Here is a 21,413-nt window from a genome sequence, read left to right as displayed (position 1 = left end):
AAGTATTGGCTTTCAGGTTATGAGTAGAACATGACAACAGATAATCAAACTGCTTTTATCTCTCTATCCAGCAGCGCCGCAAAGCGAGTGGCCTGGTTAGCAGAACAAGAAGGTAACCCGGATTTAATGTTACGAATAACTGTCTCTGGTGGCGGTTGCTCCGGTTTCCAGTATGGTTTCTCTTTTGATAGCTCTGTTAACGACGATGACAAAACTTTTCAAAAGGACGGCACCAAAGCCGTGATCGATGAAATGTCACTGGACCTTTTAAATGGTTCAGAAATTGATTTTGTCGAAGATCTGATGGGCGCATCTTTCCGTATCACAAACCCTAATGCGACAGCTTCTTGCGGCTGCGGCACCTCCTTTGCCATATAAAGCAGGGCGCAATGATGCGCCCGCGTTTCCCAATTCCAAATCTCTAATGTGAGCCTTATCCGATGGTCAAGATCGCAACCTGGAATGTGAATTCCATCAACAAACGACTTCCAAATGTTCTTGATTGGATAAAAACGGCCTCCCCTGATGTTCTCTTGTTACAAGAACTTAAAACTGTTGCAGAAAAATTCCCCTACATGGAATTCGAAGAGCTTGGATATCATGTCGAAGTCGTTGGACAGAAAAGCTATAACGGCGTTGCCCTGATCTCCAAAGAACCTATTACCGACGTTATCAGAGAACTTCCTGGCGATCTGGAAGATGATCACGCACGATATGTCGAAGGAACAACATTCGGCATAAGGGTAGCCTCCATATATCTGCCCAATGGCAATAACAACAGCAACCTGACCGACGAAATCAAATTTCCATACAAACTTAAATGGATGGATCGTCTTAACGCGCACGCTCAAAAATTGCTGAAAACGGAACAGCCTATTGTGCTTGCAGGTGATTTTAATTTGATCCCGACAGATGATGATGTCTTTTCCCCGAAACGCTTTGATGGCAGTGCACACACCCATCCAAGTTCAAGAGATCGCTTCCGGGCGATGGAAAATCTGGGTTACACAGAGGCATGGCGAGCTCTTAACAAAGAAGCCCATGTCTATAGCTATTGGGATTACCAGCGCAGTGCTTTTGATCACAACAACGGGATCCGCATTGATCTGATGATGCTTTCACCACAGGCTGCGGATATTTTAACAAGCTGCAGCATTGATAAAGAGCCTCGTGGAAAAGAATCGCCGTCTGATCACACTCCGGTTTTTTGCGAATTATCAGTCTGATCGTATATTTAATGCCCAAACGGTTTAGGTACAGGCAACTAACATGTTCTTTCCTCTATTCGATAACTTGCCAAGGCTGCTTATCGACAAACCGTGGGTCACGATAGCTGCTATTCTTTGTTGTTGTTTGATATATTTCATTCAAACAATCTCTCCAGAACCTTTCATGGTTCATATGATATATGGCTTTGGTTTAATTCCTGATGTATTGATTGGCGTTGCCCAACGCCCCCAATCCATTGACTGGATAGCCCCCATATTTACACTCGTTACCTATAATTTTCTGCATGGCAGCTTTATGCATCTTGCTGGAAACATGGTTTATCTCTGGGTGTTCGGTGATAACATCGAAGATGCAATGGGGCACAGGCGCTTTTTTGCCTTCTTTATCTGTTGTGGCGTAATTGCAGGCATCGGGCAAACTTTGATAACTGGCTCGCCTCAATCGCCAATCGTCGGTGCAAGTGGTGCTGTCTCAGGTATTCTCGGGGCCTATTTGCTACAATATCCGAAGGCAAAGGTTCTCGTCCCAATCTTCATGATCCCTATTTTTGTCCGGGCCTACCTGTTACTTGTTTTCTGGATTGGTTTTCAAGTTTTCTCAGCCTTTTTGCCCGGCCAATCCGGTGTTGCCTGGTGGGCGCATATTATTGGTTTCTTTGGCGGCATGGCTATTTTTCCTCTTTTCAGACACAAGACTTTGCCACTTCTTTGCCCTGACGAACTTCCACGAGGTATAAAAATACGGCACAAATCTAAATATAATCGTTCGTAAATCAGGGGTTCAGGCTCGGCATCCGGTTATTTTCCTTAGATTTGGTAACTTTTTTATTCTTTTGCGAAATAACCATGGACGCGAGGCCATGGATTACCTAATTATCTTACAAGAAACTTAATTAAAGACACGACGTAACGTTAGGATTATTACTGTGCCTGAGTATCGTTCAAGAACCTCAACCCATGGCAGAAACATGGCTGGCGCCCGCGGCTTGTGGCGCGCGACCGGTATGAAAGATGATGATTTTGGAAAACCAATCATCGCTATTGCCAACTCATTCACACAGTTTGTTCCCGGCCACGTTCATCTGAAAGATCTTGGTGGGCTTGTTGCCGAAGAAATTGAAAAATCAGGCGGTGTGGCAAAAGAATTTAACACCATTGCCGTTGACGATGGTATCGCAATGGGACACGACGGTATGCTCTATAGCTTGCCATCTCGCGAAGTTATCGCTGATGCCGTTGAATATATGTGTAACGCGCACTGCGCAGACGCTGTCGTCTGTATTTCCAACTGCGATAAAATTACCCCTGGTATGCTCATGGCCGCGATGCGTCTGAACATTCCTGCTATCTTTATTTCCGGCGGCCCAATGGAAGCGGGTAAAATTATTCTGGACGGTAACGAGCGTAAACTCGACCTTGTTGATGCCATGGTTGATGCCGCCGATCCAAATATCAGCGACGAAGACGTTGCCGCTATTGAACGATCCGCTTGCCCAACATGCGGCTCTTGCTCTGGAATGTTTACCGCAAACTCCATGAATTGCCTGAGTGAAGCCATGGGGCTCTCTCTTCCCGGCAACGGGTCGCTGCTTGCCACCCACAAAAAACGCGGTGAGCTGTTCAAAGAAGCTGGACGTCGTATCGTTGAGTTGACCAGACGCTACTATGAAGAAGGCGACGAGAGTGCGACCCCACGCGGTATAGCCAACTTTGAAACCTATCAGAACGCCATGGTTCTCGATATTGCTATGGGCGGTTCAACAAATACGATCCTTCACATCCTTGCGATGGCAAAAGAAGGCGGCGTTGATTTCACTATGTCCGACATTGATGCACTTTCCAGAAAAGTACCTCAACTTGCCAAGGTCGCGCCATCAACAACCAAATACCATATGGAAGATGTCCATCGTGCCGGTGGTATTATGGGACTATTGGGCGAACTGGACCGTTGCGGTTTGATCCATCGTGATCGTCCGACTGTCCATGAAAAAACAATCGGCGACGCAATCGACAAATGGGACATTATGAAAACTGATGATCCCGAAGTGAAAAAATTCTATTCTGCAGCCCCCGGTGGTGTGCGGACAACAGAAGCTTTCAGCCAGGATCGTTACTATTCCTCGCTGGATGATGATCGTGCCAATGGCTGTATCCATAGCGGAGAAAATGCTTTTAGTCAGGAAGGCGGTCTTGCCGTTCTGTTCGGGAACATTGCCTTGGACGGTTGCGTTGTTAAAACGGCAGGAGTAGATGAATCTATTCTCAAATTTACAGGAAGCGCACGTATCTTCGAATCTCAGGATGCTGCGGTAGCTGGTGTACTCAGTGGTGAAGTTGTCGCTGGCGACGTTGTCGTCATCCGTTACGAAGGCCCCAAAGGTGGTCCGGGCATGCAGGAAATGCTCTACCCGACCAGTTACCTTAAATCCATGGGACTGGGGAAAGCCTGTGCCTTGTTAACAGATGGACGTTTTTCTGGCGGCACTTCCGGCCTGTCAATTGGCCATGCTTCACCAGAAGCAGCACAAGGCGGTGCGATTGGCCTTGTCGAAGCAGGTGATGCTATTGAAATCGATATCCCTAATCGAACAATCAATGTTCTGGTCAGCGATGAAGAGCTCGACATGCGTCGTAAAGCCATGGATGCCAAAGGCAAGGATGGCTGGAAACCAGCAAAACCCCGTGAGCGTAAGGTAAGTTCTGCACTCAGAGCATATGCACACTTTGCAACATCTGCCGATAAAGGTGCCTACCGGGACGTTGATCAATACGATTGATAGATAGCATTTATCAAAAAGCCACAGAGTTTTGGGTAACTCTGTGGCTTTTTTTATATTTCGGATAAGGAGCCTTTTCTTTTTACCGAAAAGCAAGAGAAATCATTTCCAGTAGGGCCCCCCTACCCTTTTGGTAGAGAGCCTCCTGATCATCTCTTTTTGCATTCGCTAATGGAGTAACCAGAGCTCTTTCAAAATGGAAAATTAATGTCCCATGTTCCTGTAATTCACCTTTGGATAAATGAGATCCTTGATTGTCCATTAACTCTGCTAACCTTTTTGCAAGGATAATACTATGATCAAGATCCAGTTGTCTTAGATCTTCATTCATCCCCATTGCTTTAAGTAAGCGATCTCTGACAATTAATTCTGTTTGAACCTGATTAAGCGCATCAAAGATTTTGCCAAAGAGCTTCCGCCACCCCATCTGCTTGGATTGTTTCATCTCCATACAATCAAAGACACCATCCATTTCATTCAGCCATCTTTGATAAAGGGCAAGAATAATAGCCTCTTTGTTGGGAAAAAACTGATAGAGCGTGGCAATATTCACTTTGGCAAGTTCAGAAATCCGACGCGTGGTCAGCTTGTCCACACTGTTCGTTGTCAATAACGTTGATGCAGCAAGCAAGATTCTCTCGACACGCTGCTTTGATCTCTCTTGGGCTGGTAATCGCCGCCGAACTAATGTAGGACTTGGTGTCATCTCGTAAATCTTTGGTTATCATTTTTGACGAGAATACAAAGACCAAAGAGAATTTTATATACGTAGATAAACGTATTTTCCAATTGAGCGGAACCGGTTCTCTATTTTTAAAGACAGAAACAATACGATGTAAGATAAGTACAAGAAGATCTATTCCATTCCACTATTTTCATCCGCTAATCCAGAATTAATGTCAGTATTATGGACTAAGTTGTCATAGAGGTACGTGGTTTTGTCACTTGATAGGATTTTGCAATCTCTTCATCGAAGAAACGATCTTCGACAAATCGCATCCCGATCTTCTCCGCCACTTTAATTGATGGCGTATTTTGGGGATCAATATCTGCAACGATACGATCCAGCCCTAAAATTTGAAGTCCGTGATTGATTATCGCTGTGGCTGCTTCTGTCGCGTAACCACACCCCCAACTTTTACGATTAAACCGCCAACCAATCTCAACTTCTCTATTCACATTGGCGTAGGGTAAAAGCAATATCCAACCGAGAAACTCATCAGGTTTAGTCTGATTGACTACTGACCAATACCCAAGACCATCGGGATAATCAGTTGTCATTCTGGACAGTACGAATTCACGATGTTTGCTTGGTTTTCTCCAGGGACCAGAGATATAGCGCGTAACCAACGGATCTCGATCCATTGAAAGACAATCTTCAACATCTCCGATCAAACGCGGTCGCACAATCAATCTTTTTGTTTTATACGTAGGTAACTCGGCCATACAACATAACTTCTTCAATTAGTTTTATTATATACCATTCTACCTACTGCTAAGAGAATGCAAAGAACTCAGATTAATATTGGTTGACCCGTCCTGAAATATGTTGACGGTTTTTAAGTTATAGCCAGCTGTGTATTGCAGCTGGCTTTTTTGTGCACCTGTTCAGGTGTTTTCATACCCAGGCTCAAGTGCGGTCTGAGTTGATTGTATATTGTAATGGACTGAGCAACCAGCTTCTTCAGTTCAGCCAAGGTTTTGCATTTATAGAGCAGGAACTCTTGTTTGAGGATCCCGTTCACTCTCTCAGCCATTGCATTCTGATAGCAATCATATCCATCTGTCATAGAGGGTGATATCTTTTGTTGGGCTAGGAGTTTTTGATACTCACCAGAACAATATTGCAGTCCGCGATCAGAATGATGAATAGCAGGTTTATCTGTTCTTCTCTGTGTCATTGCCATCTTCAACGCCTTGATCACATCGCTTGTCTTCATTTCATTACTGACTTCATAGCCCATGATCTTTCGAGAATAGGCATCGGTGACCAGAGACAGATAATGTGTTCCCTCATCACTCTGGAGATAGGTGATGTCACTCACAAAGACCTGTTCAATCTGATCCGCTTGACGATCCTTCAAAAGGTTAGGATGTTTTCTGAGCCAGTGCTTACTCTGTGTCGTTTTCTGGTAACTCCTGCGAACAGGAACCAATAAACGCTCGTTCTTCAAATAAGAGAACAGCCCGTCACGCCCCAGCTTGATCCCCTGAGTATCAAGTTCAGACTTGATCAGGTGATAGAGCTTACGCGTCCCAATTCGAGGCATAAAACGACGCCAGTAAAGAACCAGATCTTTGACCGGGGATAAAACACGATGACGTTCTGCAATCCGACCTCTCCATTGATAAACCGACTGACGGCTTCTCTCAAACAAAGGGCACACCCTTGCGAGCTGGATCAGTCCTTTTTCTTTACTGACCCAGAGAGTGTGCTTAAGTACTTTTTTCGCAGATCAATCCCGTATTCTTCGTGAATAACATTCATCATTTCCCCATAAACAATGTTCTTGAGCTGTTCATCCTCAAGAGCCCGTTCAAGGCGTTTGATCTTCTGGGCGGGAGTTTCTTTGTTCTTTGGCATGGCTAAATGGTTCAAAGGTTTCGACCAATCAAGTTTACCATGCTTGCGAAGCCACGTTAAGCAAGTACTCCGGCCTTGAATGCCATAAAGATCCTGAGCTTGCTTATAAGTCAGATCGCCTTTTTCTATCTCATCAACAACTGAAAATTTAAAGCCTAAAGGATAATCCTTTTGACTACGCCTAACCCGCTCTGTCTTTGAATGTCCCATTATAAGTCTCCAATATGTAAACTTATTTCAGGACGGGACAGATCAGTCACAAAAAAAGGCCGCAAAAATGCGGCCTTTTTATTTAAGCTTTCAAAAGCTTATTTCATTTTCGCTTCTTTGAAAATAACGTGCTTGCGCGCAACGGGATCGTATTTGCGTAGCTCGAGTTTTTCAGTAAGTGTGCGCGGGTTTTTCTTTGCTACATAGAAGTAGCCAGTGTCCGCGGTGCTTACCATGCGAATTAGTTGAGTAGCCGGCTTAGCCATAGCGAAATCCTCATCGCGCTAAAATTACAAATATAACAGGGGCGAAACATAACGCTTTAAGCCCTCAAGTCAAGCCCTGATCTAACATTTTCTAGTCTGTCCCAAAGTTCTGTTTAAAGATGAGGAAATTAGAAAGGGTCTGTTCAGTTTATCAACTCAGATGTTGCGGGAGCACGCTGCCCCCGGGCGAGATCAAATAATACAGGTGATCCAAGCAACGTTTCTGCTATCTCTTTTTCAAGTTCGGATGGTTCGGCGCTTTGTGGGCATGTTGCTTTGATGTTATCAAGAGCAATATCATCGTCCAAAGCTGGCGATGAAGATCTTATTTCACTAGGTATGGGTAAGGCACCTGATTTTAGAAGTGAAACAATGTCAGCAACAGTTTTTGTATCTTTTGATGTAGTACAGACATTCGGGATGATGCCTCTTTTATGAATGGCGTAACCGGAAGGGGCATGGAATCTAGCCCAGGTAACGGCAATCTCTGCCCGGTTTGGTAATTGGAATACTTTTTGTACCGTACCTTTTCCAAATGAATTACTGCCCACAACTATCGCACGTCCAGAATCCTGTAATCCTGCCGCGAGAATTTCAGATGAAGAGGCGGAGTAGGAGTTAATCAGAACAATAATAGGACGGCCTTTGGTGATATCCTGACTATGAGCTGCGCTATACTGGTGACTATCCGGGTGGCGGCCTCTGGTAGAGATAATTGCGCCACTGGAGATAAAGAGATCAGCCGTGTTTACAGCCTCTTTTAATAGCCCGCCGCCATTGTTTCTGAGATCAATAATATAACCTTTGAGATTTTTACCAATTTCTTTTTGAGCTTTCCGTACTTTTTTCCTCATTGCCGATGTGGTGGAACGGTTGAACCCGGAAACCTGTAAATAAGCAATATCTCCAGCAGCAGAATAGTTTACAGTCTGCACCACAATTTTTTTACGGGTGATCTCAAACTCAATTCTTTCGGGAGCTTCAGGATTGCGAAGAACTGTAATTCTGACTTTTGAGTTCTTGGGTCCTTTAAGAATCTTGGTTATAGCGGATTCTGAAAAACTGCTGATATCAGTTGTACCAACCCGTACAATAATATCACCGGCTTGCAATCCAACACTTTCAGCGGGGGTATTCTCCATTACCGAGATAATATGAGCGCCCTTTGGGTCTTTTATGTAACGGATTCCCAAACCGCCAAAACCGTTACGGTTGTCTCTGTTGCTCTTTGCCTGATCAGGCCTCGAATATCTGGAAAAGCGATCCAGTTCTCCCAAAATACCGTCAAAGACAGCTTGGTGTATTTGATCAATGCTCGCATTTCTAAAGGATGAAGAGACGCCACGCGCTTCTGAGATAACTCTGGAGGTTAAAAGAGCCCAGGCTCTGTTATCCAGTGTTGAAGGAAAACTGTGCCTGGAGATCGGCTGCCCTTCGTAATTTACGGTGACCGAATTGCCAACATCAATGACTTCGAATTCCGGGTCGAGCGTTGTCAGATTATCCATTCCAGCGAGAGCCAGGCGAGACACATCAATTTCTTCAATGTAAAAATCGGTTACGTGGCTAAAGCCTTCAGCAAAAAGGCGCGAAGAGTTTTTGGGCTGGAACTCAGTTTCTTGAATGGGATAAGGAGCACTACAGCCTGTTACAATGGCAACAAGGCAAAGTATCCAAAGCCTGCGGATGGTTTTGGAATAGAGATAGTGCAGATGCAATCTTGAGTTAAAGGGCATCTACCCTGTCTCCCACAAAGATTTACTATTTAATTTATCGATCAATTTGGGTGAGTTTACTACTCAAACACAATTTTAACAGCATATTTTCTAAATACATCAAAAGACAAGGTTGGTGTTTTGATTTTCTGATTTTCTTTTTCAGCTGTTTATCGGCGTTTTTTTCTTTTTGGGGGCCGACGGGAAGAGGTGCCTATCTTGTTTCTTTTACGCCCCCGATGATGATTTTTGTTCCCTCTCTTGTTTTCTGGGGATGTATTTTCATTGTCGTCATCACCTTCGACAATACGTAAGGCAATGCCACCGGTTATAGGATTGGATTCAAAGATTCGAACCATAACGCTATCACCAAGATGGAATTCTCGCCCCCAACGACGTCCCGTCAGGCTGTGGTTTTTCTCATCATGAATGTAATAATCATCAGGTAGGTGGGGCATAGGCACTAATCCATCTGCACCAGTTTCATCCAGAGTAATAAAGAGACCAGCCCGGTGTACACCGTTGATTTTTCCAGGATAAATTGTCCCTATTTTCTTTGAGAAGAATGAGGCTGTGAAACGATTAACAGTATCACGTTCTGCGGCTGCAGAGCGCCGTTCTGTTGCCGAGATATGTTCTGCTATATCATTGAAATTTGTTGTTTCAGCACTCGTGAGACCATCTTTACCAAAGTTCAGGCCTTTGATCAGGGCACGATGAACCATGAGGTCAGAATAGCGTCGTATTGGTGAGGTAAAGTGAGCATATCTTGTTAGGGCCAAACCAAAATGACCAAGGTTTGTTGCGTCGTATCTGGCCTGGCTTTGAGCTCTGAGTATAAGTTCATTAATTAACTTTGCTTCGGGCAAGTCAGAAGCACGTTCCAAAATCTGTGTCAAAACTTTGGGGCGAATAACTTGCCCCTTGGCGAATTTGATCCCTATACCGTGCAAGCTGTCGGCTAAACCTTCGATTTTGACAGGATCGGGTGCTTCGTGAACCCGGTACATACATGGAAGCTGTTTGCTTTCCAGTTCTATAGCAGCTGCAACATTTGCCATAATCATAAACTCTTCAATTAGTTTATGACTATCAAGTCTTTGGCGCTTTATGATATCTGTGACTTCACCGGATTCGTCCATGACGACTTGAAATTCAGGGATTTCGAGCTCCAGAGTACCCCGTTTATGACGAGCTTTGAGCATTGTGTCATAAGCGCCTTTTAACGGCTTAAGCACGGGATCAAGCAAGTTGATTGTTTTATCACTTGGATAGCCGTTAAGTGCTTCCTGGACTTCTTCGTAGGTCAGGCGTGCTTGAGAGCGAATGAGTGCCCGGACAAATTTATGCTTTCTGAGTTCACCTTCTGCATCAATCCACATATGAACCGCCACCGAGGGGCGATCCTCATTGGGTTTTAGCGAGCACCATCCGTTGGACAACGCCTCAGGAAGCATGGGGACAACACGATCTGCAAAATAGGTTGAATTACCCCGGGTTTGAGCTTCGTCATCCAGCGGACTTCCTGATCTGACATAGTAGGCAACATCGGCAATGGCTACAATTATATGCCAGCCACCTTCATTATCAGGGTCAGGTTCAGCCCAGACAGCATCATCGAAGTCACGGGCATCAGCGCCATCAATTGTCACCAGCGCAAGATCCCGGAGATCTGTTCTTTTTCCTAGAGTGGTTTGTTTGGCTGCAGCTGCTTCTTCCAAAGCCTCTTCTGGGAATTGATTGGGAATATTGCGTTCGTGAATGGCAACCAGACTTAGTGCTCGGGGGCTATCAATTCGTCCAAGAACTTCGACAACTTTTACTTCTTTGAGGCCTTTACGTGAACGACCTTTACGAATCTCACAGAGAACAAGTTCGCCGTGTTTTGCTGTTTTGGCATAATCAGGATTAAGGATGAAATCCTTTTTTGCCTTTTTATCAACAGGGCGAACGAAACCGCCTTCTTCTGTAATCTGATAGATCCCCAGTATTTTAAGAGGGGCAGCCTCAAGCTTTCGTATGGGGATACCCTGATAACTTTTATTATCAAGCCTTTTGAGTTTAGCGAGTACACGGTCGCCAACCACCAGATCGAATTTACTTTTGCGATCTGGCAAAACATAAATCATTGGTGCTGGATGATCTTCTTCCCATGTGGCTGGAACAGCGATGAGCTCTCCGTCACTGTCGATCCGCATCAATTCGATAACCTGAACCGGTGGCAGGCGCCCATCAATATTATTCTTGCGTTGTTTGGCACCGCGTCCGAAATGTCCTTCGTCCTTTAGCTCTTTTAAAAGCTGTTTCAGGGGAATCTTGTCATTACCACGCAAGTTAAAAGCACGCGCGATTTCACGTTTTCCAACAGAAGTTGGAGATTGTTCAATAAAGTCTAAAACCGCTTCCTTTGTGGGAAAGGGCGGGGATTTTCGATCAGAGGTCACGCCCTTTTCCTAACATCTACTCTTCAGTTTTTTTTGTCTTTTTTTGTTGATGCTTTTTTTGCCGCAGGCTTCTTTGCGGCGGTAGTTTTCTTCGTCGTGGTTTTCTTGGCTGGGGCTTTCTTTTTCGCAGGCGCTTTTTTCTTAGCACCTTTTTTCTCTAGCTGTTTTGTTAGAAGCTCGACAGCTTCATCCAGTGTAATGGTGTCGACTTCTTTGTCTTTAGGTAAAGAAGCGTTCACTTTATTCCATTTCACATAGGGACCGTATCTACCGGAATGAACCGTAATATCAACACTGTCTTCCGGATGTGCGCCGATTGTTCTTAGCGCTGCTGCCGGGCCACGCTTTGGTGCCTCGGCGATCAGAGCAACGGCACGGTTCAGGCCGACAACAAGAACATCATCATCTTTGGTCAGTGATTTAAAGGTCGAGCCATGCTTAACATAGGGGCCAAAACGCCCAATACCTGCAATAATCATGGCGCCGTCATCCGGGTGAGGGCCAATGTCACGCGGCAGTGATAGCAATCCTTGCGCAAGTTCAAAGGTTACATCGCTGATTGCTGTTCCTTTGGGAATGGAAACGCGTTTGGGTTTGGTTTTCTCAACTGCTTCGCCCAGCTGAACGTAAACCCCGTATGGGCCTTTGCGGAGCGTTACAGCAAGCTCGGTTGCCGGATCGATGCCAAGTTCTTTTGGTTGACTGAGATCGTTTTCGCCGCCTTCACCATCAGGTAAAGAAAGCTGGCGTGTATAACGACACTCGGGGTAATTGGAACAGCCAATGAAGCCCCCGGTTTTACCAAGTTTGATGCCCAGACGCCCATCATCACAGGTCGGACACTCTCTTGGATGTTTGGCATCGGCGTCTTCCGGGGTTGGGAAGAAATGATCACTGAGATCTTCGTCCAAGGCTTCAATGACCTCTGTGATCGTCAGGCCCTTGGTTTCATCAACAGCAGAGTGGAAAGCTTCCCAGAAACCTCTGAGAACCTTCTTCCAATCAACAGAGCCAGCGGAAATATCATCAAGCTGTGTTTCCAGATCTGCAGTAAAGTTGAACTCAACATATTTGGAGAAGAAATTCCGCAAGAAAGTTACAACAATGCGCCCGCGATCTTCGGGTTTGAAGCGTTTCTTTTCCAGAACAACGTAATCACGGTCTTGCAAAACCTGTATGATAGAGGCGTAGGTTGACGGGCGTCCAATACCCAGTTCTTCCATTTTCTTTACAAGGCTTGCTTCTGAATAACGCGGCGGAGGCTGTGTGAAATGCTGTTCTTTTTCAATCTCTTCGCGGTTGGCGATGTCGCCTTCGGTCAGTTTTGGTAGGCGACGGTCATCATCCTGACCGTCTTTTTCGTCGTCTTTGTCTTCTTTATATAGCTTCAAGAAGCCATCAAATCTTAACACAGATCCGTTGGCGCGAAGAACGGCTTGCCCTTGGGCAACGTCGATGTCCACAGCAACCTGATCCAGAATGGCACTTTCCATCTGACTGGCGACGGTTCTGTTCCAGATCAACTCATAGAGTTTACGTCCTTCATCATCAAGATGGGCAACGACATCGCGTGGCAACAGCTCAAGATTTGTCGGACGGATCGCTTCGTGTGCTTCCTGCGCGTTCTTGGCCTTGCTTTTATAAACTCGCGGATTTGCGGGCAGATAATCTTTACCATATTGCTTGGCAATAAGATCACGCCCAGAAGCAATGGCATCTGCGGAAAGGCTGACACCATCAGTACGCATATAGGTGATCAGGCCGACAGTTTCGCCGCCAAGATCAACCCCTTCGTAAAGCTTCTGGGCAATGCGCATTGTCCGCGAAGCACCGAAACCTAGCTTACGAGATGCTTCCTGTTGAAGCGTAGAGGTCGTAAAAGGTGGTTGCGGGTTTCGGCGAGATTGCTTTTTCTCAACGGTTTTAATGGTAAAGCTTGTGGCATCTTCGAGTAGATCTACCGCATCCTGTGCCGCAGCAGCATTGGCAAGATCGAATTTATCGAGCTTTTTTCCTCTGAGTTGTGTCAGACGTGCGCCAAATTTCTGTCCATCTGCTGTAGATAGCTTGGCATCAACAGTCCAGTATTCCTGTGGTTTGAATACTTCAATCTCGGATTCTCGGTCACAAATCAGACGAAGAGCGACAGACTGAACGCGTCCAGCTGAACGACTTCCCGGAAGTTTACGCCAAAGAACAGGTGATAGAGTAAAACCAAAAAGATAATCAAGGGCACGGCGGGCAAGATAAGCCTCGACCAGTTCCATGTTCAGTTCTCTGGGTTCAGAGAATGCTTGCTGGATAGCCGTTTTGGTTACTTCGTTAAAAACAACCCGGGAAACTTTTTTGCCCTTAAGTTTTTTTCGTCTCTCAAGTTCTTCAGCCAGATGCCAGGAAATCGCTTCCCCTTCTCTGTCGGGGTCAGTTGCGAGGATCAATTGATCGGCATCTTTCAGGGCCGCAATAATATCTTTCAGACGCTTTTCAGATCCGCTGTCTACCTGCCATGACATTGCAAAGTCTTCTTCGGGATCGACAGAACCATCCTTTGGAGGAAGGTCACGCACATGCCCATAACTGGCGAGGACATGATAATCTTCGCCCAGATATTTGTTGATTGTTTTGGCTTTCGCCGGTGATTCAACAACGACAATGTTCATAGCTTCGGGTACTACCTACGTCTAAAATTCCAGGTCATTAACAGAAACCGGTTCTGTTATCTAATAGTCTGATACTCTTGTTATGATATTGGGAATAATGCCTGATATCATAAATTTCTTTCAAGAGATCCCATTAAGAAATCACTTAACTGATCAGGGCAACACGGTTCCCCGGTTGCCATTCGATCTGTCCTGCCAATTCAAATTCCAGCAAAATACCATTCAATTCTGTTGGTGATAGCTGGCTCTGTCGGAGCAGGTCATCTACATATACTGGGCTAGGACCTAACAACTCTTTTACAGAAAGTCGAGCATCAACCGCATCAACAGGTGTTTTTTTCTCAGTCACGATATTCAAAAGCGGCGCCGAAGGCTCTGCTGTAACTCTTTTGCGGGGTGTTTTGTTCGTGGGTAGATCAAAGGGCCGTTCGAGAGCTTCAACAACATCTTGAGCCGTTTCGACCAGGGTTGCTCCTTGTTTGATCAAGGCATTACCTCCTTTGCTTCTGGGGTCAAGTGGGCTGCCTGGTATTGCCATGGTCTCTCTACCCTGTTCCTGTGCGAGCCTGGCTGTAATCATTGATCCAGATTTAAGAGATGCCTCTATAACAATCACACCTCGGCTCAGGCCGGAAACCAGACGATTACGGCGCGGGAAATGTTTTGCTTGCGGCTCACTGCCCAACGGCATTTCGGAAATAAGGGCACCATTTTCGATAATCGCTTCATAGAGCAATTTGTTCTCTGGCGGATAAATCACGTCTAATCCCCCGGCCACAGCGGCAATTGTTCCATTTTGTATTGCCCCTTGATGTGCCGCGGTATCAATACCTCTGGCAAGACCTGATGCGATGAGGAAACCAAACCTTCCTAAATCTTGTGCCAGTTCCTTTGCCAGATTGAGGCCATTGGCGGAAGCATTTCTCGCGCCGACGATTGCAACCGTTTTTTTCTTGAGAAACTTTGTATTCCCAATAACTTGAATTAGAGGAGGTGCATCAGGAATCTGTGCAAGCAAAGGAGGATAATGCTCTTCTCCACAGGCGATGAGCTGTGCCCCGTACTTTTCAATTCTGGTTAGTTCAAGATCAATATTTGAGCGATTTGCAACTGGGTCTTTCTGATTATTCTTTATCGCTTTTGCGCTTAAGGCTTTCAGGGCCTCATGTGCTGATCCGAAGCGTTCCAGTAGCTTGTAAAAAGTTATAGGCCCGACAGATCTGGATCGGATTAATTGAAGCCAATCAAGTTTTTCTTGCAGATCTTTGGGGGGCTTTATGGTGTCAAACATACCTTTATTTGGGGTGTTGTTAGGTGATGAGTCAACCCCAGAGTGTTATGTTGAAAATGATCTTCTTATAGAAATGATTATTTCTTTTGCCCGATTTTAGGTTCTTCACCTTTAATCAGTCGTTTGATATTTTCATGATGGCGCACCCAAACTAAAATAGCCAATAGTGCTGTTAATTCAACCACTTGAAGGTCGTGATGAATAAACCAGGCTGCAATTGGTGTTGCAAGCATTGCCATAAGGGCAGACAGAGATGACATGCGCAGGGTTAACGCAGTGAGTAACCATGTTAAACAGGCAACAAGGCCAACCATCCACGATAGAGCTATGACGACACCCAGGGTTGTGGCAACGCCTTTTCCGCCTTTAAATTTGAGCCAAACAGGGAAAAGGTGCCCTAGTACGGAACCCAAGGCGGCTATCAGAGCCAGATCGGCCCCCCAAAGAGCTGCAAGCAGAACGGCAGCAGCGCCTTTGCCGCTATCACATATCAGAGTGAGAAGGGCGAGACCTTTGCGGCCCGTGCGTAGCACGTTTGTCGCCCCTATATTGCCCGATCCGATTTCGCGAATATCCCCCAAACCAAAGAGACGGGTAATCACAAGCCCAAAAGGAACAGACCCCAAAAGATAGCTTCCCGCAAATGCTAGCAGATAAAAGGGTGCCACGTGGCTCCACGATATGGGGTCTGGCATGAAAAACAGGTCCTTGTTTTGCAGGGGTGTTTGAGTTTTATGGGTGATGTTTATTTTCTATAAATTTTATCGTTCATAGATTGTACGTCCATCAACCACGGTTCGTAAAACTTTTCCTTGAGCTGGGAAGCCTGTGAAAGGAGAGTTTTTCGATTTACTCCTGAATTTTTCTGGATCTATGAAGTAAGGGCTATCCGGGTTGAAAAGTACAAAATCAGCAGCAACACCCTTTGCGATTTTTCCAACAGGTAATCCCAAGATCTCGGCAGGTTTATTGGTTACAAGCGAGAGACAGTTCAAAAGAGAGAGTGCTTTTTTGTGGTAGAGTTGAAGCGCAAGCGGGAAAAGAGTTTCAAGCCCGACAATACCAAATTCAGCCTGTGCAAAAGGAAGACGTTTTGAATCCTGATCATGAGGGCTGTGGTCACTGGCGATTGCATCAATTGTACCATCTGCCAAACCTTGGAAAATGGCTTCCCGATCTTCTTCGGAACGAAGAGGGGGTGATACCTTGGCAAAGGTTCTGTAATCAAGAACAGAGTTTTCGTTCAGGCAAAAATAATGAGGTGCTGTATCACAGGTGACGGGCAAGCCCCGGGCCTTGGCCTGACGAATAATGTCAACGGCCCCAGCCGTTGACAGGTGTGCTGCGTGATAGCGTCCGCCTGTCATTTCAACAAGCCTCATGTCTCGTTCAAGCATGATGATTTCTGCATGGGTCGGAATACCTGATAGCCCCATACGCGTAGAAATCTCGCCACCATTCATGACGCCGCCGGCAAGAGTTGGTTCTTCCGGGTGTTGAACGACGAGAGCATTAAATGTTTTTGCATAACTTAGCGCACGGCGCATGGTCTGCGCATTGGCGAGTGCTTTGGTGCTATCTGTAAAGGCAACAGCGCCAAATTCGGAAAGCAGACCAAATTCTGTCAGTTCTTTTCCTTCCAGGCGTTTTGTTAAGGCGCCATAGGGAAAGATCTTGACCATTTTTGCTTCACGGGCACGACGGGCAACGTATTCAACGCCGGAAACATCATCCAGAACAGGTGTAGAATCGGGTAAGGCTGCTATAGAGGTAATACCACCAGCTGCTGCTGCCTGACCCGCTGTTAGAATTGTTTCTTTATGTTCATCACCGGGTTCACGAAGATGAACCCGAATATCAACGAGTCCAGGTGCCAGATAATGTCCTTGGCAATCAATTGTTTCTATACCATCGGGGACACCGTCTTTGAATAGATCGGGGCCAAAGTCAGCGATATGAATGCCTTCGGTCAGTAGAGCCCCTTTCGCATCAAGGCAACTTGCCGGATCTATCAGATGAGCGTTTATATAAGCGCGTTTTGTTTTGTCATCGAGTTGGCTCATGATTTTGCTCCGTCAGACAAAGTTCCCTGTGTCAGCGCGTGTAAACAGGCCATACGTACCGCGACACCCATTTCTACCTGTGTCCTGATCAGTGATCTGTCCAGATCATCAGCCAGCTCACTGTCAATTTCGACACCACGGTTCATGGGGCCGGGGTGCATCACCAAGGCGTCTGGTTTTGCCATAGCCAATTTTTCCTGATCCAGACCGAAGTATCTGAAATACTCGCGGACGGAAGGAACAAAGGATCCCTGCATACGTTCAAGTTGAAGCCTTAGCATCATGACAATGTCACAGCCTTCCAGTCCTTCTTTCATATTGTGGAAGGTTTCGACACCCATGCGGTCAACCGCAGAAGGAAGAAGGGTTGGGGGGGCAATCAAGCGGACTTCTGCCCCCATTGTATTCAACAGGTGGATATTTGATCGGGCAACACGGCTATGGGCAACATCGCCACAGATAGCGACACGCAATCCGTAGAGATCGCCCTTGCGGCGACGAATCGTCAAGGCATCAAGCAGAGCCTGTGTCGGGTGTTCATGACTTCCATCACCAGCATTGATCACCGAGCCATTCACCTTCTCGGACAAAAGCTTCACAGCCCCTGAATCTGAATGCCGAACCACCATGACATCAGGATGCATTGCATTGAGTGTCATGGCTGTATCAACCAGCGTTTCTCCTTTTTTGATAGAGCTAGAGGCAACGGTCATGTTGATGACGTCTGCGCCCAGACGCTTAGCAGCCAATTCAAAAGAAGTACGTGTTCTGGTGGAGTTCTCGAAAAAGAGATTAATCACCGTGCGACCCTCTAACAAATCAATGGTCTTTTTCACGGCGCGATTCTGGTCAACGTAGCCGTCGGCTAGGTCAAGCAAATTGGAAATCTGATCAGCTCTCAGGCCCTCTATTCCTAGCAGGTGCCCGTGGCCTGTCTGGCCAGCAGCGATCGTTTCAGCATATGTCGTCATTAAAACCGCAATATGTCATTGAAGTTGCGTGGATGCAAATGCGGAAAGAGGATTCTTTTGAAATTCAAAAAAGCTTTATCTATTGGTCAAAATTTAAATAATTCCGCTCTCTTTTAGGCTATTCAACGTTGATTTGTCGAGATCTAGCAACTCTTCAAAAACTTCTTGTGTATCCTGTCCCATGCTTGGTGGTGCCTTGCGGTAATCAACGGGTGTTTGGGAAAACTTCATCGGACTGCCGATTAAGTCAACAGATCCCTGCGCCGCTGTTGGATGAGGCATGGAAATTTTCATCTCTCTGGCCTGTGTTTGGGGGTGTGCAAAAACGCCTTTCATATCATTAACGGGTCCACAGGGGACGCCAAGCGGCGGTAATTTTTCTATCCAATATTCTGAGGGATGTTGTGATGTGATTTCACTAACAAGGGGATAAAGCTCGTCCCGATTTCTTATACGGTTTTGGTTGGTGTGAAAGCGCTCGTCATTAAACAGGTGCATGCAGTCTGCAAAGTGGCAGAATTTTTCATATTGCCCGTCATTGCCGATGGCGAGAATAAAGTGCCCATTACTGGAAGGAACAACGTTGTAAGGGACGATATTGGGGTGACCGTTCCCCAGACGCGGCGGAAGTTCACCGGACGTTAGATAATAAAGCCCCTGATTGGCAAGCCAGGCAATTTGTGTATCCAGGAGTGAGACATCAATATATTGTCCTTGGCCTGTTTGGTTTCGATGATGAAGGGCAGCCAAGATTGCGTTGCTTGCGTACATACCACACATTAGGTCGACGATTGCAACACCGACTTTCATCGGTTGTCCATCTGGTTCACCAGTCAAACTCATGATGCCGCCCATGCCCTGGATGAGGAAATCATACCCGGCCTGCGGGGCATAAGGACCTGTTTGACCGAACCCGGTAATTGAGCAGTATATAAGGTTGGGAAACTCTTCCTTTAAGTCATCATAGGAAAGACCATACTTGGCAAGTCCGCCGACTTTGAAGTTTTCAACCAGAATATCACTTTGGGCAATAAGCTTCTTTGCAAGTTTCTGTCCCTCAGGCTGGGAAATATCCAAACTAACAGAACGTTTGTTTCTATTCGCAGACAGGTAGTAAGCGCTTTCGTCTGTGTCGCTGCCTTCTTTGTCTTTGAGGAAAGGAGGGCCCCATTTCCGCGTATCATCCCCTTGGCCGGGGCGCTCTACTTTTATGACATCTGCACCCATATCACCTAGTATTTGTGTACAGCTTGGCCCCGCCATGATACGTGAAAGATCGAAAACACGTAATCCTGACAGAGGACCTGTGGGCTTGGTCATTAGAGTATCCTTAAAGCCTTAAATTTGGATTGAACCCGGTTTGGCGTGACGCAAAACAAGTATGTAAGACAGAAAGTCTAAAAAGAGGGACGAGTAGATGCAACGGGCAAAGTTCTCATCACTTACTTTTGTTCAGATTATTGAACTAAGTAGTGAGAGACTTTGATCAAGTGGTAGATGAGGAATTTGATGATTTCTCAGCAGAAAAGGTCGCTTGTGCCTGTTTCATTAATGCAAAAACACGAATGTGTTTATTCTGAAATTTTTATGAAATGCCGAACTGGATCAGAGCAAAAAGCGCACTTCTTAAGTAGCACGCTTTTATCTCAGAGATAATCTTCGGGATAAGAAACTGTCTTTGGGGCAAAGAGTATTGGAGTTTTCAACCTATTTGGGTCCCATCAAGAACCAAAGGACAAGACCTATTACTGGTAAAAGCAGGATAAGAACAATCCAGAGCACTTTCGAGCCTGTTGTCGCGCCACTTTGAAAAATTTTTACAATTGCCCAGATATTTGCAACCAAAAGCAAGAGACCCAGGATGCCACCATATTCAAAGCCAAGCATTTTGATGCCTTTCTATTTAAAGCATTGTTATCACTTGCAGGAAAAGTAAGTCTTATTTTGCAGAAATGATATTCGTATGATTACGAATATATAAGGATTTATCGGGGGAGTCCCAGTTTTTCCTGTGGTAAATCTTCTTTGCGAGGACCGATGAAATACCACAACGCGCAACCAAGAGCTGGCAAAATAAAAATTGTGATTGTCCATAGGAGCTTAACAGCGGATCTTTCATCGCTTTGAAAGATTTTTGTTATGACCCATAAACTGACAAAAAAAATGGGTATAACAAGAATGCTGCCGGTTTCCAGGCTAAACATTTTGCTTTCCTTTTTTACAAATTTTCTCTTTTAGAGATTTTGCGAGCTAAAACTGGTGTTTGTACGTTTTTATGTAGATGCGAGAGAGAAAATACCCGCAATGCGAGAATGTAAACATTCGTATAAATACGAATATCCCATCAAGAAGCAACATTTAGAGGGGAACTATCGGTTTGGATTTGAAATTTTTTTTAGAGAAAAATGTTTTCAGTCGGAAAGAGAAATTATTTAAGTGATATTATTTCAAAATTAGGTTTTATATATAAGTATTCTTACTTTTTATGCAGTTTACGCATACCCGTAATGAGGGAACTATTACGGGATCATGTGTGTGACTTAGTAAGCCGTGTTACTTTGACGCTGAATTGCATCCAATGCCCCTTGAAGAATATAGGCTGCAGCTGCTTTGTCGACAACTTCGGCACGGCGTTTGCGGGTCATGTCAGCTTCTCCGATCAAGAATCGCTCTACGGCAGATGTTGACATTCGTTCATCCCAAAAAACGATAGGGATTTCAAAACCGGCAATTGTTCGCAGGTTGTCCGCAAGGGTTCTGACGGACTGACAGCGTGGACCTTCTGATCCATCCATGTTGACTGGTAATCCTATTACAATCCCGCCGATGTTTTTATCTGCACAAATTTCTTTAAGCTCTTGTGCGTCACTTTTAAATTTTGTGCGTTTGATTGTCTTTACCGGTGAGGCAACTTTGAAATCTCGATCCGAGACGGCAACACCTATAGTTTTTGTGCCTGGGTCTAGCCCTAACAAGCGTTTGTTGCGATCTACGAGGTCGGGAAGGTCGTAAATATCTATATCTTGCACTTTGGGTCCTGCACTTTGGTTGGCCTTATCTTTTTCTGGTCGCCTTATGATTTCGAGATAATCTCGGCAAGCAGCTCTATTTTCCCTGCTCTTGAACTTTCGCGAGCACAAAAGGATAATTCAAATGTATCACACATTGCTTATTCTTATGCGCGACAGGGTGTCCTATGGATT

19 protein-coding genes are annotated in these 21,413 nt (G+C 45.5%); 4 read left to right on the top strand and 15 right to left on the bottom strand.

The window, feature by feature from the left end; all coding sequences use genetic code 11:
• Positions 1-30 precede the first annotated feature (30 nt).
• The 4 genes from erpA (at position 31) to ilvD (ending at position 4,006) form a co-directional block, all read left to right on the top strand.
• The gene (gene erpA / locus D9A03_RS06880) at positions 31-378 is read left to right on the top strand and encodes an iron-sulfur cluster insertion protein ErpA (protein WP_120496478.1); all 348 of its coding nucleotides are present in this window, start codon (positions 31-33) and stop codon (positions 376-378) included.
• A 62-nt stretch (positions 379-440) separates the two neighbouring features.
• Positions 441-1,226 (top strand): exodeoxyribonuclease III, encoded by a 786-nt coding sequence (gene xth / locus D9A03_RS06875; protein ID WP_120496477.1) that lies wholly within the window; start codon positions 441-443, stop codon positions 1,224-1,226.
• 166 nt (positions 1,227-1,392) lie between these two features.
• Positions 1,393-2,001 carry a rhomboid family intramembrane serine protease gene (locus D9A03_RS06870; RefSeq protein ID WP_162938012.1) on the top strand — a complete coding sequence of 203 codons (609 nt, stop codon included), beginning with the start codon at positions 1,393-1,395 and terminating at the stop codon, positions 1,999-2,001.
• 154 nt (positions 2,002-2,155) lie between these two features.
• On the top strand, positions 2,156-4,006 hold the full coding sequence (gene ilvD, locus D9A03_RS06865; RefSeq protein ID WP_120496475.1) for a dihydroxy-acid dehydratase: 1,851 nt from the start codon (positions 2,156-2,158) through the stop codon (positions 4,004-4,006).
• 82 nt (positions 4,007-4,088) lie between these two features.
• Here ilvD and D9A03_RS06860 read toward each other — a convergent pair whose 3' ends face one another.
• From D9A03_RS06860 to ruvX, 15 genes are all read right to left on the bottom strand, one after another.
• The gene (locus tag D9A03_RS06860) at positions 4,089-4,712 is read right to left on the bottom strand and encodes a TetR/AcrR family transcriptional regulator (protein WP_120496474.1); all 624 of its coding nucleotides are present in this window, start codon (positions 4,710-4,712) and stop codon (positions 4,089-4,091) included.
• A 206-nt stretch (positions 4,713-4,918) separates the two neighbouring features.
• A complete protein-coding gene (locus D9A03_RS06855) occupies positions 4,919-5,452 on the bottom strand; it encodes a GNAT family N-acetyltransferase (protein WP_120496473.1) in 534 nt (177 codons plus the stop codon).
• Positions 5,453-5,565: 113 nt separating this feature from the next.
• A protein-coding gene (locus D9A03_RS06850; RefSeq protein ID WP_120496176.1) for an IS3 family transposase occupies positions 5,566-6,800 on the bottom strand; the annotation gives its coding sequence in 2 pieces (ribosomal slippage) (positions 5,566-6,458 and positions 6,458-6,800; 1,236 coding nt in all).
• Positions 6,801-6,898: 98 nt separating this feature from the next.
• A complete protein-coding gene (gene rpmG, locus D9A03_RS06845) occupies positions 6,899-7,066 on the bottom strand; it encodes a 50S ribosomal protein L33 (protein ID WP_046507740.1) in 168 nt (55 codons plus the stop codon).
• Positions 7,067-7,209: 143 nt separating this feature from the next.
• Positions 7,210-8,802, bottom strand: coding sequence for a S41 family peptidase (locus tag D9A03_RS06840; RefSeq protein ID WP_120496472.1), 1,593 nt, complete (start codon positions 8,800-8,802; stop codon positions 7,210-7,212).
• 149 nt (positions 8,803-8,951) lie between these two features.
• On the bottom strand, positions 8,952-11,225 hold the full coding sequence (gene rnr / locus D9A03_RS06835) for a ribonuclease R (RefSeq protein WP_120496471.1): 2,274 nt from the start codon (positions 11,223-11,225) through the stop codon (positions 8,952-8,954).
• Between the two features lie 23 nt (positions 11,226-11,248).
• The gene (topA, locus tag D9A03_RS06830; RefSeq protein WP_120496470.1) at positions 11,249-13,885 is read right to left on the bottom strand and encodes a type I DNA topoisomerase; all 2,637 of its coding nucleotides are present in this window, start codon (positions 13,883-13,885) and stop codon (positions 11,249-11,251) included.
• Between the two features lie 145 nt (positions 13,886-14,030).
• A complete protein-coding gene (gene dprA / locus D9A03_RS06825; RefSeq protein ID WP_120496469.1) occupies positions 14,031-15,176 on the bottom strand; it encodes a DNA-processing protein DprA in 1,146 nt (381 codons plus the stop codon).
• A gap of 77 nt (positions 15,177-15,253) precedes the next feature.
• Complete coding sequence (gene plsY / locus D9A03_RS06820; RefSeq protein ID WP_120496468.1) at positions 15,254-15,871, bottom strand: glycerol-3-phosphate 1-O-acyltransferase PlsY; 618 nt, start codon at positions 15,869-15,871, stop codon at positions 15,254-15,256.
• Positions 15,872-15,937: 66 nt separating this feature from the next.
• Entirely contained in the window at positions 15,938-17,239 is a 1,302-nt protein-coding gene (gene pyrC, locus D9A03_RS06815; protein WP_120496467.1) for a dihydroorotase, read from the bottom strand.
• Positions 17,236-18,210: an aspartate carbamoyltransferase catalytic subunit gene (locus D9A03_RS06810; protein WP_120496466.1), complete on the bottom strand. Its 975-nt coding sequence runs from the start codon at positions 18,208-18,210 to the stop codon at positions 17,236-17,238. The genes pyrC and D9A03_RS06810 overlap by 4 nt, the downstream gene beginning before the upstream one ends.
• 93 nt (positions 18,211-18,303) lie before the next feature.
• Complete coding sequence (locus D9A03_RS06805) at positions 18,304-19,530, bottom strand: CaiB/BaiF CoA-transferase family protein (RefSeq protein ID WP_120496465.1); 1,227 nt, start codon at positions 19,528-19,530, stop codon at positions 18,304-18,306.
• A 387-nt stretch (positions 19,531-19,917) separates the two neighbouring features.
• Complete coding sequence (locus D9A03_RS06800; RefSeq protein WP_120496464.1) at positions 19,918-20,097, bottom strand: PLDc N-terminal domain-containing protein; 180 nt, start codon at positions 20,095-20,097, stop codon at positions 19,918-19,920.
• A gap of 98 nt (positions 20,098-20,195) precedes the next feature.
• Positions 20,196-20,414 carry a PLD nuclease N-terminal domain-containing protein gene (locus D9A03_RS06795; protein ID WP_120496463.1) on the bottom strand — a complete coding sequence of 73 codons (219 nt, stop codon included), beginning with the start codon at positions 20,412-20,414 and terminating at the stop codon, positions 20,196-20,198.
• Positions 20,415-20,750: 336 nt separating this feature from the next.
• Complete coding sequence (gene ruvX / locus D9A03_RS06790; RefSeq protein WP_120496462.1) at positions 20,751-21,239, bottom strand: Holliday junction resolvase RuvX; 489 nt, start codon at positions 21,237-21,239, stop codon at positions 20,751-20,753.
• Between the last annotated feature and the right edge of the window lie 174 nt (positions 21,240-21,413).

The sequence above is a fragment of the Kiloniella sp. EL199 genome, from assembly GCF_900313065.1.
In the GTDB taxonomy this organism is placed as follows: Bacteria; Pseudomonadota; Alphaproteobacteria; order Kiloniellales; family Kiloniellaceae; genus Kiloniella.
The sequence above is the reverse complement of the archived record's forward strand: the minus strand, read 5'-3'. Positions and strand labels throughout refer to the sequence as shown.

Bases quoted from the DNA above. Each gene is read 5' to 3' on its own strand.
- D9A03_RS06810 (WP_120496466.1), bottom strand. From the start codon at position 18,210: ATGACGACATATGCTGAAACGATCGCTGCTGGCCAGACAGGCCACGGG.
- erpA (WP_120496478.1), top strand. From the start codon at position 31: ATGACAACAGATAATCAAACTGCTTTTATCTCTCTATCCAGCAGCGCC.
- dprA (WP_120496469.1), bottom strand. From the start codon at position 15,176: ATGTTTGACACCATAAAGCCCCCCAAAGATCTGCAAGAAAAACTTGAT.
- D9A03_RS06805 (WP_120496465.1), bottom strand. From the start codon at position 19,530: ATGACCAAGCCCACAGGTCCTCTGTCAGGATTACGTGTTTTCGATCTT.
- D9A03_RS06800 (WP_120496464.1), bottom strand. From the start codon at position 20,097: ATGCTTGGCTTTGAATATGGTGGCATCCTGGGTCTCTTGCTTTTGGTT.
- plsY (WP_120496468.1), bottom strand. From the start codon at position 15,871: ATGCCAGACCCCATATCGTGGAGCCACGTGGCACCCTTTTATCTGCTA.
- D9A03_RS06840 (WP_120496472.1), bottom strand. From the start codon at position 8,802: ATGCCCTTTAACTCAAGATTGCATCTGCACTATCTCTATTCCAAAACC.
- topA (WP_120496470.1), bottom strand. From the start codon at position 13,885: ATGAACATTGTCGTTGTTGAATCACCGGCGAAAGCCAAAACAATCAAC.
- xth (WP_120496477.1), top strand. From the start codon at position 441: ATGGTCAAGATCGCAACCTGGAATGTGAATTCCATCAACAAACGACTT.
- D9A03_RS06855 (WP_120496473.1), bottom strand. From the start codon at position 5,452: ATGGCCGAGTTACCTACGTATAAAACAAAAAGATTGATTGTGCGACCG.
- rpmG (WP_046507740.1), bottom strand. From the start codon at position 7,066: ATGGCTAAGCCGGCTACTCAACTAATTCGCATGGTAAGCACCGCGGAC.
- D9A03_RS06795 (WP_120496463.1), bottom strand. From the start codon at position 20,414: ATGTTTAGCCTGGAAACCGGCAGCATTCTTGTTATACCCATTTTTTTT.
- D9A03_RS06860 (WP_120496474.1), bottom strand. From the start codon at position 4,712: ATGACACCAAGTCCTACATTAGTTCGGCGGCGATTACCAGCCCAAGAG.
- pyrC (WP_120496467.1), bottom strand. From the start codon at position 17,239: ATGAGCCAACTCGATGACAAAACAAAACGCGCTTATATAAACGCTCAT.
- D9A03_RS06870 (WP_162938012.1), top strand. From the start codon at position 1,393: ATGGTTCATATGATATATGGCTTTGGTTTAATTCCTGATGTATTGATT.